Origin of the sequence: Pseudomonas sp. NPDC098740 (assembly GCF_044760065.1) — a bacterium.
In the GTDB taxonomy this organism is placed as follows: domain Bacteria; phylum Pseudomonadota; class Gammaproteobacteria; order Pseudomonadales; family Pseudomonadaceae; genus Aquipseudomonas; species Aquipseudomonas rossensis.
The window spans coordinates 1-13,912 of record NZ_JBIWAM010000040.1; the positions used below are offsets into that span (position 1 = coordinate 1).

13 protein-coding genes are annotated in these 13,912 nt (G+C 59.3%); 11 read left to right on the plus strand and 2 right to left on the minus strand.

Going from position 1 to position 13,912, the window contains the following annotated elements; translation table 11 throughout:
- The first annotated feature begins 425 nt into the window (after window positions 1-425).
- Both ACIQU2_RS28015 and ACIQU2_RS28020 read left to right on the plus strand, forming a co-directional pair.
- Window positions 426-1,499 (plus strand): YCF48-related protein, encoded by a 1,074-nt coding sequence (locus ACIQU2_RS28015; protein ID WP_347805251.1) that lies wholly within the window; start codon window positions 426-428, stop codon window positions 1,497-1,499.
- Window positions 1,500-1,527: 28 nt separating this feature from the next.
- The gene (locus ACIQU2_RS28020) at window positions 1,528-3,912 is read left to right on the plus strand and encodes an RND family transporter (protein WP_403145694.1); all 2,385 of its coding nucleotides are present in this window, start codon (window positions 1,528-1,530) and stop codon (window positions 3,910-3,912) included.
- A gap of 168 nt (window positions 3,913-4,080) precedes the next feature.
- Here the strand turns inward: ACIQU2_RS28020 and ACIQU2_RS28025 are convergent, their stop codons facing one another.
- Entirely contained in the window at window positions 4,081-4,800 is a 720-nt protein-coding gene (locus tag ACIQU2_RS28025) for a FadR/GntR family transcriptional regulator (protein ID WP_282483389.1), read from the minus strand.
- Between the two features lie 187 nt (window positions 4,801-4,987).
- Entirely contained in the window at window positions 4,988-6,724 is a 1,737-nt protein-coding gene (locus ACIQU2_RS28030; RefSeq protein ID WP_403145697.1) for an IlvD/Edd family dehydratase, read from the minus strand.
- A gap of 189 nt (window positions 6,725-6,913) precedes the next feature.
- On the opposite strand from ACIQU2_RS28030, the gene ACIQU2_RS28035 reads away from it, so the two are divergent.
- The 9 genes from ACIQU2_RS28035 to ACIQU2_RS28075 all read left to right on the plus strand — a co-directional run bounded on the left by ACIQU2_RS28035 (window position 6,914) and on the right by ACIQU2_RS28075 (window position 13,855).
- Entirely contained in the window at window positions 6,914-8,236 is a 1,323-nt protein-coding gene (locus ACIQU2_RS28035; RefSeq protein WP_403145700.1) for an MFS transporter, read from the plus strand.
- Window positions 8,237-8,384: 148 nt separating this feature from the next.
- Window positions 8,385-9,377 (plus strand): AraD1 family protein, encoded by a 993-nt coding sequence (araD1, locus tag ACIQU2_RS28040; RefSeq protein WP_403145703.1) that lies wholly within the window; start codon window positions 8,385-8,387, stop codon window positions 9,375-9,377.
- A 10-nt stretch (window positions 9,378-9,387) separates the two neighbouring features.
- Window positions 9,388-10,968, plus strand: coding sequence for an aldehyde dehydrogenase (NADP(+)) (locus tag ACIQU2_RS28045; RefSeq protein WP_403145706.1), 1,581 nt, complete (start codon window positions 9,388-9,390; stop codon window positions 10,966-10,968).
- A gap of 177 nt (window positions 10,969-11,145) precedes the next feature.
- The gene (locus tag ACIQU2_RS28050; RefSeq protein ID WP_403145709.1) at window positions 11,146-11,442 is read left to right on the plus strand and encodes a DUF5629 family protein; all 297 of its coding nucleotides are present in this window, start codon (window positions 11,146-11,148) and stop codon (window positions 11,440-11,442) included.
- Entirely contained in the window at window positions 11,435-12,604 is a 1,170-nt protein-coding gene (locus ACIQU2_RS28055; RefSeq protein WP_403145712.1) for a lactonase family protein, read from the plus strand. The genes ACIQU2_RS28050 and ACIQU2_RS28055 overlap by 8 nt, the downstream gene beginning before the upstream one ends.
- Before the next feature lie 155 nt (window positions 12,605-12,759).
- Window positions 12,760-12,939, plus strand: a complete 180-nt coding sequence (locus ACIQU2_RS28060; RefSeq protein ID WP_008157047.1) for a hypothetical protein — start codon at window positions 12,760-12,762, stop codon at window positions 12,937-12,939.
- 208 nt (window positions 12,940-13,147) lie between these two features.
- Complete coding sequence (locus ACIQU2_RS28065) at window positions 13,148-13,273, plus strand: hypothetical protein (RefSeq protein ID WP_255141673.1); 126 nt, start codon at window positions 13,148-13,150, stop codon at window positions 13,271-13,273.
- A 115-nt stretch (window positions 13,274-13,388) separates the two neighbouring features.
- On the plus strand, window positions 13,389-13,601 hold the full coding sequence (locus tag ACIQU2_RS28070; RefSeq protein ID WP_403145715.1) for a hypothetical protein: 213 nt from the start codon (window positions 13,389-13,391) through the stop codon (window positions 13,599-13,601).
- A complete protein-coding gene (locus tag ACIQU2_RS28075; protein ID WP_347805109.1) occupies window positions 13,598-13,855 on the plus strand; it encodes a hypothetical protein in 258 nt (85 codons plus the stop codon). The genes ACIQU2_RS28070 and ACIQU2_RS28075 overlap by 4 nt, the downstream gene beginning before the upstream one ends.
- Window positions 13,856-13,912 lie beyond the last annotated feature (57 nt).

Consider the following 13,912-nt stretch of genomic DNA (forward strand, 5'->3'; position numbering starts at 1 on the left):
AGCAAACGAGGTCCGAAGGTGCCCAAATCAAAGGAGTGGCTTGAAGGCAAAGCCGCCAATGCCCACGTGTCAACGGATCGGGTGCTCAAGGCCGCTAAAGTCAAAAGACCTTGAAAGGGATGGCTGTAAGAGCGAAACCCTAATCAGCCGTTACCGCAGCAACGGATATGTACACTAAAACCCGAAACCCAATCACCCCACCTGATACCCAAACATTCAGCAAATGCGCAAACCGCCCAGGTTAACAAAACATAACGTGGCGTCGATTGTCAGACCTTTCCAAACCCCGATAGGATAAGCCAGCTTCCGAAGGGGCTCTAGATTGCGTATTTCAGGACTATGCTCCAGAAAAGGCAATCGCAAAGAGCACCCTTATGGCGCCCAGAAAGGTTGAACGACCTAACAATAATAATGGGGGAAGGTCTATGAGTGAGCCTGTCATGGGTGTGGGTATCTGCCGCCCGCCGGCACTACGCAAATTCGCGTTGCTGGCTACAGCGCTCTCGCTGTTGGGCTGTGCCGTGCTGTCGGCACCTGTGCTGGCCGCTGCGGCGCCAGCATCCGACATTGTCTATTCCGTTGAATCTGCCAAAGCCAGCAAGAGCCTGATGCTCGACGTCGTGCACGCCGGCAAGCGTCTGGTGGCGGTCGGGGATCGCGGGCACATTTTGTACTCCGATGACCAGGGCGCGACCTGGACCCAAGCCAAGGTGCCGACCCGACAACTCCTGACCTCGGTGTTTTTCGTCGACGACAAACACGGCTGGGCTGTTGGCCATGACGCGCAAATCCTCGCGAGCGAGGACGGCGGCGTCACCTGGACCAAGCAATTCGAAGATCTGAAACGCGAATCGCCGCTGCTCGACGTCTGGTTCCAGGACGTCAACAGCGGCTTTGCCGTGGGCGCTTATGGTGCGCTGCTGTCAACCACCGACGGCGGCAAAAACTGGGAAGACGCCAGCGATCGCCTCGACAACGAAGACCAGTACCACCTCAACGCCATCGCCGCGGTCAAGGATTCCGGTCTGTTCATCGTCGGCGAGCAGGGCAGCATGTTCCGCTCCGCCGACGGGGGTCAGACCTGGGAGAAGCTTGAAGGTCCCTATGAGGGCTCACTGTTTGGCGTGATCGGCACCGCTCAAGCCAATACGCTGCTGGCCTACGGGCTGCGGGGCAATCTGTTTCGCTCCACCGATTTCGGCACGACCTGGGAGCCGGTTGAGCTCAAGGCCGCTCGCGGTGCGCTGGAATTCGGTCTGTCCGGCGCGACGCTGCTCGACGACGGTTCCATCGTGATCGTCGGCAACGGTGGCTCGGTGATCCGCAGCAACGACAACGGCGAAACCTTCAGCATATTCAACCGTCCGGATCGCATTTCCGTTTCGGCGGTCACGGCAGCTGGCAACGGCAATCTGATTCTGGCAGGACAGGGCGGCGTTCGCGTCACCTCGCCAACCGGAGCCGGTGCAGAAAATGGAAAAAACGGGTCGTCCAAATGAGCCGGGCAAATAATAAGAAGGCGGGTCTATGACATCCTTGAGCAGTCATCATCAAGACAAGGCGACGTTTCTCGAACGCCTGATTTTCAACAACCGCCCGGCAGTGATCACCATCTGCCTGCTGGTGAGTATTTTCCTGTTCTGGCAGGCGACCCTGATCCGGCCGTCCACCAGTTTCGAAAAAATGATCCCGCTCGAACATCCGTTCATTCAAAAGATGATGGAGCACCGCAACGATCTGGCGAACCTGGGTAACACGGTGCGCATCTCGGTGGAAGCCACTGATGGCGACATCTTCTCCAAGGAGTACATGGAGACTCTGCGTCAGATCAACGATGAGGTGTTCTACATCTCCGGTGTTGACCGTTCCGGCCTCAAGTCGCTGTGGAGCCCGAGCGTACGCTGGACCGAAGTGACAGAGGAGGGCTTCGCCGGTGGTGAAGTGATTCCGCAGAGCTACAACGGTTCCCAGCAAAGTCTCGACCTGTTGCGCAACAACGTGCTCAAGTCCGGTCAGGTCGGGCGTCTGGTGGCCAACGACTTCAAGTCGAGCATTGTCGATATCCCGCTGCTGGAGTCTTACCCGGACCCGCAGGACCAAGGCAAGCTGCTGGCGCTGGACTATCGCAAGTTCTCTCATGAACTCGAAGACAAGATCCGCAACAAGTTCGAAGCCCAGAACCCCAACGTACAGATCCACATCGTCGGTTTCGCCAAGAAGGTCGGCGACCTGATCGATGGGCTGGTCATGGTGGTGATGTTCTTCGGCGTTGCCTTCATCATCACGTTGATCCTGCTCTACTGGTTCACCAACTGCATGCGCAGCACCGTGGCGGTGTTGAGCACCACGTTGGTGGCGGTGGTCTGGCAGCTCGGTTTGATGCACTTCTTCGGATTCGGGCTCGATCCCTACTCGATGCTGGTGCCGTTCCTGATCTTCGCCATTGGTATTTCCCACGGTGTGCAGAAGATCAACGGTATTGCCTTGCAGTCCAGCGAGGCAGACAACGCCTTGACTGCGGCGCGGCGCACGTTCCGTCAGCTGTTCCTGCCGGGGATGATTGCGATCCTCGCCGATGCGGTCGGTTTCATAACGCTGCTGATCATCGATATCGGCGTGATTCGTGAACTGGCCATCGGCGCGTCTATCGGCGTGGCGGTCATCGTGTTCACCAACCTGATCCTGCTGCCAGTGGCAATTTCCTACGTCGGCATCAGCAAACGTGCCGTGGAACGCAGCAAGAAAGACGCGCACCGCGAACACCCGTTCTGGCGTCTGCTGTCGAATTTTGCCAGCCCGAAAGTTGCACCGGTGTCCATCGCGCTGGCCTTGCTGGCCTTCGGCGGCGGCCTCTGGTACAGCCAGAACCTGAAAATCGGTGACCTGGATCAGGGCGCTCCGGAACTGCGTCCGGACTCGCGCTACAACAAGGACAACAACTTCATCATCAGCAATTACTCCACCAGTTCCGACGTGTTGGTAGTGATGGTCAAGACCAAGTCCGAAGGCTGCTCGCGCTACGAAGCCATGGCGCCGATCGACGAGCTGATGTGGAAGATGCAGAACACCGAGGGCGTGCAGTCGGCGATCTCGTTGGTGACGGTGTCCAAGCAGATGATCAAGGGCATGAACGAAGGCAACCTGAAATGGGAAACCCTGTCGCGTAACCCGGACGTGCTGAACAACTCGATCGCTCGGGCTGATGGCCTGTACAACAACAGTTGCTCCCTGGCGCCGGTGCTGGTGTTCCTCAACGATCACAAGGCCGCCACTCTGGATCGCGCCGTGCATGCGGTACAAGACTTCGCCAAGGAGAACAACAAGGAAGGCCTGGAATTCATCCTCGCCGCCGGTAACGCCGGGATCGAGGCCGCCACCAACGAGGTGATCAAGGAATCCGAGCTGACCATCCTGATCCTGGTGTACATCTGCGTGGCGACCATGTGCATGATCACCTTCCGCTCCTGGGCAGCGACGTTGTGCATCGTGCTGCCGCTGGTCCTGACCTCGGTACTCGGTAACGCCCTCATGGCCTTCATGGGCATTGGCGTGAAAGTCGCGACCCTGCCGGTTGTGGCGCTCGGGGTGGGGATTGGCGTGGATTACGGCATCTACATCTACAGCCGTCTGGAAAGCTTCCTGCGTGCCGGTCTGCCGTTGCAAGAGGCGTACTACCAGACGCTGAAGTCCACCGGTAAAGCCGTGCTGTTCACCGGCCTGTGCCTGGCGATCGGCGTGTGCACCTGGATCTTCTCGGCCATCAAGTTCCAGGCCGATATGGGTCTGATGCTGACTTTCATGCTGCTGTGGAACATGTTTGGCGCACTGTGGCTGCTGCCAGCGCTGGCGCGGTTCCTGATCAAGCCGGAGAAACTGGCGGGGCAGAAGGGCAATTCGTTGTTCGCACACTGATCGATCGCTGAAACAAAAAAGCCGCAACCCAGGTTGCGGCTTTTTTATTCGAAGATCAAAAGATCGCAGCCTTCGGCAGCTCCTACAGGTAACGCGTGCAACGTTGAATTGCGGGTGTACTCGGGCAACGTAGGAGCTGGCGAAGCCTGCGATCTTTTGACTTTGCTTTTATGACAAATCGGTACCCAGCACCGCATTCAGCGCACTACGCGCATCATCCAGCTGAACCAACGTCGCATGCCGCGCACCCAGCGCATCACGATTCTCGATAGCCGTCAGAATCGCCTTGTGCCGGGGCAACGCCAGTTCATGCAGGTTCGGCCGCTGGTTGGAGTGTTTCAAGGCTTCGGCAATCGCCACCGACAGCATGTTGCACAGGTTGGCCAGCAAGTCGTTATGGGTCGCATCGGCAATCCGGCTATGGAAATCCAGGTCCGGTTGCAAGAGCGCTTCGGGGGTCGGTGCCGCTTCCATACGTTGGTAAGCTTCACCGATGGAGGCGATGTCATCGTCCGTGGCGAACTGCGCAGCGAGGGCGGCCGCAGCGGGTTCGATGATGCTGCGCACGCTGGTCAGCAAATCGAAGAATTCATTTTGCGGGCTGCTTTGCATCAGCCAATGCAGCACATCGGGATCGAGCATGTGCCATTCCTTGCGCTGCTTGACCACCGTGCCCACTCGCGGACGGGAATACACCAGGCCCTTGGCGACCAAAACCCGGGTGGCTTCGCGCAGGACTGGACGGCTGACCGCGTACTCCTCGCACAACAGGGCTTCGGCGGGCAGTTTGTCACACGGTTTGAAGCGTCCGGAAACGATCTGCATGCCCAGTTCCTGGACGATGCGCGAGTGCATGCTTTTGCGGTCGGAGGGTTTGCGGTAATCCATGGGGAACGGCGCGATCCTGGGCGATGGGGTGCCGCGCATGATAACAGGCGCGAGCGCAATCTTGAGGCAGGCGTAGACCAAATGTGGGAGCGAGCTTGCTCGCGATTGCGCAAGGTCAGCCAACATAGATGTTGAATGCTGAGCCGCTATCGCGAGCAAGCTCGCTCCCACAGGGGGGGTTGTAGGGTTAGTGGGAGTGGCGCGGTACTTCAGAGCCGCGGCAGCCGACCAGGAAATCGAAATCGCAACCCTGATCCGCCTGCAGCACATGGTCGATGTACAGCTGACGATAACCGCCCACGATCAGTTGCTGCGGCGGTTGCAGATCGGCCATGCGCGCCGCCAGTTCGGCGTCGGGAATGTCCAGGTGCAGACGACCGTTGGCGCAGTCGAGTTCGATCCAGTCACCTTCCTTCACCGTCGCCAAAGGTCCGCCAGCGGCCGCTTCCGGGGCCACGTGCAGAACGACAGTGCCGTATGCCGTGCCGCTCATGCGCGCATCGGAAATACGCACCATGTCCGTCACACCCTGGGCCAGCAACTTGGCCGGCAAGCCCATGTTGCCAACTTCGGCCATTCCCGGATAACCCTTCGGACCGCAGTTCTTCATCACCAGAATCGAGTTGGCATCCACATCCAGCTCCGGATCGTTGATCCGCGCCTTATACATGTCGAAGTTCTCGAACACCACCGCACGCCCGCGATGTTGCATCAGTTCGGCGCTGGCGGCTGAAGGCTTGAGCACCGCACCCAGTGGTGCGAGGTTGCCGCGCAACACACAGATGCCGCCGTCGGAGCGGATTGGGTTGTCGAGGGTGCGGATCACTTCATCCTGACCGTAGATCGGTGCGTCTTTGGTGTTCTCGCCGAGGGTCTTGCCGTTGACGGTCAGGGCATTCGGATTCGGAATCAGGTTGGCTTCACCCAGACGACGCAGCACCCCTGGCAGGCCACCGGCGTAATAGAACTCTTCCATCAGGAAACGCCCGGACGGTTGCAGGTCGACGATGGTCGGCATGCCGCGACCGATGCGGGTCCAGTCATCCAGGTCCAGCTCGACACCGATACGGCCGGCAATGGCTTTCAAATGGATCACGGCGTTGGTCGAACCACCGATGGCAGCGTTCACGCGAATGGCGTTTTCGAAGGCTTCTTTGGTGAGGATTTTCGACAGCTTCAAATCTTCGCGAACCATCTCCACCGCGCGCATGCCGGACATGTGCGCCAGTACATAACGGCGCGCATCGACGGCAGGAATCGCCGCGTTGTGGGGCAGGGAAGTGCCCAGTGCTTCAGCCATGCAGGCCATGGTCGACGCGGTGCCCATGGTGTTGCACGTGCCGGCCGAGCGGGACATGCCGCCCTCGGCCGCAAGGAAATCGTCAATGGTGATGGTGCCGGCTTTCACTTGTTCGCTGAGCTGCCAGACCACGGTGCCCGAGCCGATGTCCTGGCCTTTGTGCTTGCCATTGAGCATCGGCCCGCCGGTGACGACAATGGCCGGCACGTCACAACTGGCCGCGCCCATCAACAACGCCGGGGTGGTTTTGTCGCAGCCGGTCAGCAGCACAACACCGTCAATAGGGTTGCCGCGAATCGCTTCTTCGACGTCCATGCTCGCCAGGTTGCGAGTGAGCATGGCGGTCGGACGCAGGTTCGACTCGCCGTTGGAGAACACCGGGAATTCCACGGGAAAGCCCCCAGCCTCGATCACCCCACGTTTGACGTGCTCCGCAATCTGGCGGAAATGCGCGTTGCACGGGGTCAGTTCCGACCAGGTGTTGCAGATGCCGATGATCGGCTTGCCGTGGAACTGGTGGTCGGCGATGCCCTGATTCTTCATCCAGCTGCGGTACATGAAGCCGTTCTTGTCAGCAGTGCCAAACCATTGGGCGGAGCGCAGGGTGGGTTTCTTATCAGACATGATCGGGTCTCTTGTTGTATGACTATATTGTTCGAGCTGAGGGTAACATAGGCGTAAATTCGGTAGTTTGGAAGAGTTGTTGCGTAAATAGTATTACTATATAGTCCGTTTCAACGGAGGGATTGCCCTGGCGGTTTTCCGCGAGAGGCGTCCCCCGAGGTTCTATAACAACAATCGGAGACCGATCTCATGAACCAGGAATTGCGGCTTATTCGTCGCATCACGCTGAAACTGATTCCCTTCCTGATCCTGCTGTACCTGATCGCCTATGTGGATCGCTCCGCCGTAGGCTTCGCCAAGTTGCACATGGGCGCCGACCTCGGCATCGGTGACGCCGCTTACGGGCTGGGTGCCGGGCTGTTTTTCATTGGCTATTTCCTGCTGGAAATCCCTAGCAACCTGATGCTCGAACGCTTTGGCGCGCGGCGCTGGTTCGCGCGGATCATGGTCACCTGGGGCGCCATCACCATCGGTATGGCCTTCGTCCAGGGGCCGCACAGCTTCTATGTGATGCGCTTTCTGCTCGGCGCGGCGGAAGCCGGGTTCTTTCCCGGCGTTCTCTACTACATCACCCAGTGGTTCCCTGTGCGCCATCGCGGCAAGATCCTCGGGTTATTCATCCTTTCCCAACCCATCGCCATGTTGATCACCGGTCCGGTGTCCGGTGGTCTGCTCGGCATGGACGGCATTCTTGGCCTGCATGGCTGGCAGTGGCTGTTCATCGTCATCGGCGCCCCGGCGATCCTGTTGACCTGGCCAGTGCTGCGTTGGCTGCCGGACGGTCCGAAACAGGTGAAGTGGATGGACCAGGCCGAAAAGGACTGGCTGACCGGCGAACTGAAAAAGGATCTTGAGGAATACGGCCAGACCCGCCACGGCAATCCGTTGCACGCCCTCAAGGACAAACGTGTCTTGCTGCTGGCGCTGTTCTATCTTCCGGTGACCCTAAGCATCTACGGCCTGGGCTTGTGGTTGCCGACCCTGATCAAGCAGTTCGGTGGCACGGATCTGGTGACCGGTTTCGTGTCGTCGGTGCCATACATCTTCGGGATCATCGGGTTGCTGATCATTCCGCGCAGTTCCGACCGCTTGAATGATCGCTACGGCCACTTGGCGGTGCTTTACGTGTTGGGTGCCATCGGCCTGTTCCTCAGCGCCTGGCTGACGGTGCCGGTGCTGCAACTGGCGGCGTTGTGCCTGGTGGCCTTCGCGCTGTTTTCCTGCACCGCGGTGTTCTGGACTTTGCCGGGCCGCTTCTTTGCCGGCGCCAGTGCCGCGGCCGGGATCGCCTTGATCAACTCGGTGGGCAACCTCGGCGGCTACATCGGTCCGTTCGTGATCGGCGCACTGAAGGAATACACCGGCAACCTGGCGTCGGGGCTGTACTTCCTTTCGGGTGTGATGGTGTTCGGGCTGGTGTTGACTGGTGTGGTCTATCGCCTGTTGGAACGCAAGCACGTACTGCCGGCCGACCAGTTCGCTGCCAGCGCCCGTAGTGCGACTCGCACCTGACACATCACACAGATCCCTTGTGGGAGCGAGCCTGCTCGCGAAGGCGGAGAGTCAGCCAACAGAGATGTTGGATGGGATGGCCTCTTCGCGAGCAGGCTCGCTCCCACAGGGTGCAATGCCGACTTCAAGATTGTTACAGGAGAAAATCATGCGTTTAGTTCAGTTCGAATTGGGTAACGGTGAGCGCCGGGTGGGCGTGGTCGAAGACGGTCTGGTGCGCGAAGTGCAGGGCGCGCGCACCGTTCGCGACCTGGCGTTGGCCGCGATCCAGGCCGGCGTCAATCTTGAGCAGCAGGTAAAAACCCTGGGCCTGGGCATCAGCCATGACTATGCAGAACTGTTGGCCACGTTGCGCATCCTGCCACCGCTGGATCACCCGGACCCGGCGCACATGCTGGTCAGCGGTACGGGCCTGACCCATTTGGGCAGTGCGTCGGCCCGGGACAAGATGCATCAGCAAGTCGGCGACGAAGCGGCGATGACCGACACCATGCGCATCTTCAAATGGGGCGTGGAGGGCGGCAAACCGGTAGCGGGGCAGGCCGGCGTACAACCGGAATGGTTCTACAAGGGCGACGGCAGCATCGTCGTGCGTCCGGGCCAACCGTTCCCGTTGCCACCGTTCGCCGAAGACGCGGGGGAGGAGCCGGAGCTCAGCGGGCTCTACGTCATCGGCCTGGACGGCAAACCGTATCGACTCGGTTTTGCTGTGGGCAACGAGTTCTCCGATCACGTAATGGAACGCAAGAATTACCTCTACCTGGCCCATTCCAAACTGCGCAGCTGCAGTTATGGCCCGGAACTTCGGGTCGGTGAACTGCCAGAGCATCTGGCAGGCACCAGCCGCATCCTGCGTAACGGTGAAGTGCTGTGGCAGAACGAGTTTCTCAGTGGCGAGGCCAACATGTGCCACAGCCTGGAGAACCTCGAGTACCACCATTTCAAGTACAGCCAGTTCCTGCGCCCGGGCGACGTGCACATTCACTTCTTCGGCACCGCGACCCTGTCCTTTGCCGACGGCATTCGCACCCAGGCGGGTGACGTGTTCGAGATCAGTCAGGCCGAGTTCGGTGCACCGTTGATCAACGGTATTGCACCGGTTGAAGCGGCGTTCGAGCCCGGCACCGTTGGCACCCTTTAAGGAGATAGGCATGACCCGAATTCTTGGTCACAACTACATCGGCGGTCAGCGCAGTGCGGCCGGCCCGCTCAAACTACAGAGCGCCGACGCCAGCACGGGCGAGGCTTTGCCCCACGATTTCTTCCAGGCGACCCCGGAAGAAGTCGATGCCGCCGCCAAGGCAGCCGCCGCGGCTTATCCGACGTATCGGAGCTTGAGCGCCGAACGTCGGGCGCAATTTCTCGATGCGATAGCCAATGAACTGGACGCTCTGGGCGATGACTTTGTTGCGGTGGTCTGTCGCGAAACCGCGCTGCCTGCCGCACGCATTCAAGGCGAACGCGGTCGCACCAGCGGCCAGATGCGTCTTTTCGCCAAGGTGCTGCGTCGCGGTGATTTCTACGGTGCGCGGATCGATCAGGCATTGCCTGAGCGCCAACCGTTGCCGCGTCCGGACCTGCGTCAGTACCGCATCGGCCTCGGGCCGGTCGCCGTGTTTGGCGCCAGTAACTTTCCGTTGGCGTTCTCTACGGCTGGCGGCGACACCGCGTCGGCGTTGGCCGCCGGTTGCCCGGTGGTGTTCAAGGCCCACAGCGGTCACATGGCCACCGCCGAACGGGTGGCCGACGCGATCATCCACGCCGCAGAAAAAACCGGCATGCCGGCCGGCGTGTTCAACATGATCTACGGCGGTGGGGTCGGCGAAGCGCTGGTCAAGCATCCGGCAATTCGGGCGGTTGGCTTTACCGGCTCGCTCAAGGGCGGCCGTGCGTTGTGTGACATGGCCGCCGCACGTGCGCAGCCGATTCCGGTGTTTGCCGAGATGTCGAGCATCAACCCGGTGATCGTGTTGCCGCAGGCGCTGCAAACTCGCGCCGAATCGGTCGCCCGTGACCTGACCGCTTCGGTGGTTCAGGGCTGTGGTCAGTTCTGCACCAATCCCGGTTTGGTGATCGGTATTCGTTCGCCGCAGTTCAGCGCGTTTGTGCAACAGGTGGCGGGCCTGATCGGCGATGAGCCGGCGCAAACGATGCTCAATGCCGGGACCCTGAGCAGCTATGGCCAAGGCCTGCAAAAACTCCTCGCTCATCCGGGCATCCAGCACCTGGCCGGCCAGGCACAGCAGGGCAATCAGGCTCAGCCGCAACTGTTCAAGGCCAATGTCAGCCTGTTGATCAATGGCGATGAAGTGCTGCAGGAAGAGGTGTTCGGCCCGACCACGGTGTTCGTCGAAGTCGCCGATCAGACGCAACTCAGTACTGCATTGAACGGCCTGCACGGGCAGTTGACCGCGACGATCATTGGCGAGCCGGCGGACTTCGAGCAGTTCGCTGAGCTGACGCCGTTGCTGGAACAAAAGGTCGGACGGATCCTGCTCAACGGCTATCCGACCGGCGTGGAAGTCTGCGATTCGATGGTCCACGGCGGTCCGTATCCGGCAACTTCCGATGCGCGCGGCACGTCGGTGGGCACCTTGGCCATCGACCGCTTCCTGCGCCCGGTGTGCTTCCAGAACTACCCCGACAGCCTGCTGCCGGATGCCTTGAAGAATGGCAATCCGTTGCGTATTCAGCGGTTGGTGGACGGGCAGCCGTCCCGCGAAGCGATCTAACGGCGAGCACAATCCCCTGTGGGAGCGAGCCTGCTCCGGGCGGCGTTCCGACGATGAGTCCCTGTCAATCACATCAATGTTGAATGACACACCGCCATCGCGAGCAAGCTCGCTCCCACATTGGACTGAAGCGTAATGAGCTATCATTGCGTCTTTCCCATTCAAAGATTGACTGCCATGACTGCCGCAACCGACACCTTGCTCGCCACCCTCGAACACTGCGATATGGTGGAAATCGACGGGCTGCACGCCTTCGAATTCTCCCTCGATGAAGACGATAACCTGCACATCGAATGCTTGGACGGTCGTGTGTCCAAGCACTGGGAGTTCACCCCGGCCGAGGTCGAGGCCGCGACCTTCGATCCAGACCTGCAAAGCTGGCTGATCACCGGTGATTCTGGCGAGCACCGGTTGGTGTGCATGACCGCGTTCCGCGGTGATGACGACGAGGAAGAAGCGAATGAGGATGTGTAAGCTCTGGCCACTGTTGATGGCCGGCAGCGTCGGCGCGATGGGTTTTCAGGTTGCCTCGGCCGACGACTATCAGTTGCTGGTCGGTTCCTACACAGCCGGTCAGAGCCAGGGGATTTATCGCCTGAACTTCGACGCCACCACCGGGCAGATCGACGCCAAACCACTGCAAGTGGTCAAGAGCGAAAACCCATCCTGGCTGACCCTGTCCAAGGATCAGCGTCAGCTGTTCGTGGTCAACGAAAACGGCCCGGGACAGACCGATCCGGTAGGGCGCGTCAGCAGTTATGCGATCGATCCCAAAACCCATGAGCTGAGCCTGATCAATCAGGTGCAGAGTCTGGGCAACGAGCCGACTCATTCGAGCCTCGGCTTTGAAGCCAGTCACCTGTTTGTCAGCAACTATTCGGTGGCTGAAGATCCGGGCGGCACGCTGGCAGTATTGCCGGTGGGCGCCGATGGCAAGCTCAAACCCGTGGTGCAGATGAGCAGCCATCCATCAAGCCGGGTCAATTCCGAGCGGCAGATGTCGGCGCACGTGCATTCGACGGTTTCGTCGCCGGACGGCAAGTATGTGTTCTCCAATGACTTGGGCGCTGACAAGATATTTGCCTACCGCTTCGACCCAAAGGCCAATCCGGAACTGCCCTTGACCGCCGCTACACCGGCGTCCGTCCAGTTGCCACCCGGTAGCGGGCCGCGTCATCTGCTGTTCAGCGCCGATGGCAAGCATGCGTGGCTGACCATGGAAATGAGCGCACAGGTTGCGGTGTTCGATTACAAGGACGGCAAACTCGAGCAAACGCAGATGGTCGAGCTGGCGACGGGTCAGCCGACATCGGACAAGGCAGCCGCTGCGCTTCACGCGTCGACGGATGGCAAGTTCCTCTACGTCAGCAACCGTGGCACCGCCAATCAGCTGCTGGTGTTCGCCATCGATCCTGCGACCGGGCACCTCAAGGAGCTGCAGCGCCGTTCCGTTGAAGGTGATCACCCGCGTGAGTTCAGCCTCGATCCGAGCGGCAAGTTCTTGTTGATCGCCAATCAGAAAAGCAACCAGATTGTCGTTGTCGAGCGCGATTCAAAGACAGGCCTGCTGGGTAAAACCGTGCAAAAACTGCCGATGGATGCCCCGAGCGACCTCAAGTTCCTGGTGCGTCAATAGGCCGCAGGTCCCGGTTGATGGGGCCTGCATCCTTCTATTAATGACGCTGATATCTGCTAATGCTACAAAAGATTTCAAGGCGCCAACCTCGAAGGTTAAGTTTGCTTCACGGCCCCACCGGGCAAGCAAGCCAACTGAATCCGAGGAACATCGCCATGAACTTCAATCTCTTCTCCGTAATCGCCGCTTCCGCTATCTCTGCCACCGTTGCTTTGCCAGCCAGCGCCAGCGTTGAAATCAGCGACAAAAAATCCCACGCCCAAAGCTACACCCAGAAATACCTGCAACAGAGCGCCAACTTTTACGCGGCTCTGGATCACAAGACCCAAGCCTGAAATTTAAACCCTGCACCCTTTATGCAGGAGCGAAGTCACTTGCGCCGATCGAGCTGAAAAGCTTTGAGAGACCTCAGTGATGTCGCTCCTGCATAACGCGTTTACGACAGTATCATATTGCTATCAATGTATTGCTTGATATCACATGGCCATAAGTTTAAATTTGACGCTGATTTTTTGACTCCTTCTCATGATAAGGATCGACAGCATGGCAATGCGTCTGGCCGTGGTTCTTTTGTTTCTCTATTCCACCCCCATTCTTTCGGCTGCCCAGCCCGTTCCAGACGAGCCGGATGCGGCCCGCGAGCGCTTGATGAGTTTTATCGAAGACTGAAATAGACTGGCTTAATGATCAACGAAGCTGATGGTCACTATGGATAACCCCGAGTGGTTATCACCGCTTTTTTGTTCGATTCTGTGGGCATCGAAACATGCCTGCGGAGAACATCATGGCCAGCGCAATCATCACTTCTGCCAAATACGGCGCCTACCTGGCTATCGCTCTTTACGTAGCCATGGTGCTGGTTTTCAGCCTCTCGCCTCAATCGCAACAGACCCTCGATGCGCCGATTCAAGTCGCTCATCCCGGCATCCAGTTTGAACACCGTTCGCAAAGCGCGATGGTCGATCAGGCTGAACTCGCAGGAGTCGCCGGGGAATGAAAGGGCACAGACTTTGGGTCATCGCCTTCCTGGCGTTCATGACCAATGGATCTTCCTTGCTGGGGATCGGACAGGGCTCGGCGGGGTCGGTGGCGCGGACTATCGAAGCCAATCACAACCTTGCTCGTAACATTGAAACCGCTAAGGCCCTGGGGCTGCTGGCCGGCAATCCGCCAATCGAACGCCAGGACGATTTTTTCGGGCCGTTCCAGGTGGATTGCTCGGCGTTGCGGATGTGTGAAGTTCTCGCCTGAGTCCACCCGTAGGAGCTGCCGAAGGCTGCGATCTTTTGATGTTCGCATTGTCGCTGC

Coding starts and splice junctions, on each gene's coding strand:
- ACIQU2_RS28025 (WP_282483389.1), bottom strand. CDS start 4,800: ATGGATTACCGCAAACCCTCCGACCGCAAAAGCATGCACTCGCGCATC.
- ACIQU2_RS28015 (WP_347805251.1), top strand. CDS start 426: ATGAGTGAGCCTGTCATGGGTGTGGGTATCTGCCGCCCGCCGGCACTA.
- ACIQU2_RS28055 (WP_403145712.1), top strand. CDS start 11,435: ATGTGTAAGCTCTGGCCACTGTTGATGGCCGGCAGCGTCGGCGCGATG.
- ACIQU2_RS28050 (WP_403145709.1), top strand. CDS start 11,146: ATGACTGCCGCAACCGACACCTTGCTCGCCACCCTCGAACACTGCGAT.
- ACIQU2_RS28030 (WP_403145697.1), bottom strand. CDS start 6,724: ATGTCTGATAAGAAACCCACCCTGCGCTCCGCCCAATGGTTTGGCACT.
- ACIQU2_RS28070 (WP_403145715.1), top strand. CDS start 13,389: ATGGCCAGCGCAATCATCACTTCTGCCAAATACGGCGCCTACCTGGCT.
- ACIQU2_RS28060 (WP_008157047.1), top strand. CDS start 12,760: ATGAACTTCAATCTCTTCTCCGTAATCGCCGCTTCCGCTATCTCTGCC.
- ACIQU2_RS28045 (WP_403145706.1), top strand. CDS start 9,388: ATGACCCGAATTCTTGGTCACAACTACATCGGCGGTCAGCGCAGTGCG.
- araD1 (WP_403145703.1), top strand. CDS start 8,385: ATGCGTTTAGTTCAGTTCGAATTGGGTAACGGTGAGCGCCGGGTGGGC.
- ACIQU2_RS28065 (WP_255141673.1), top strand. CDS start 13,148: ATGGCAATGCGTCTGGCCGTGGTTCTTTTGTTTCTCTATTCCACCCCC.
- ACIQU2_RS28075 (WP_347805109.1), top strand. CDS start 13,598: ATGAAAGGGCACAGACTTTGGGTCATCGCCTTCCTGGCGTTCATGACC.
- ACIQU2_RS28035 (WP_403145700.1), top strand. CDS start 6,914: ATGAACCAGGAATTGCGGCTTATTCGTCGCATCACGCTGAAACTGATT.
- ACIQU2_RS28020 (WP_403145694.1), top strand. CDS start 1,528: ATGACATCCTTGAGCAGTCATCATCAAGACAAGGCGACGTTTCTCGAA.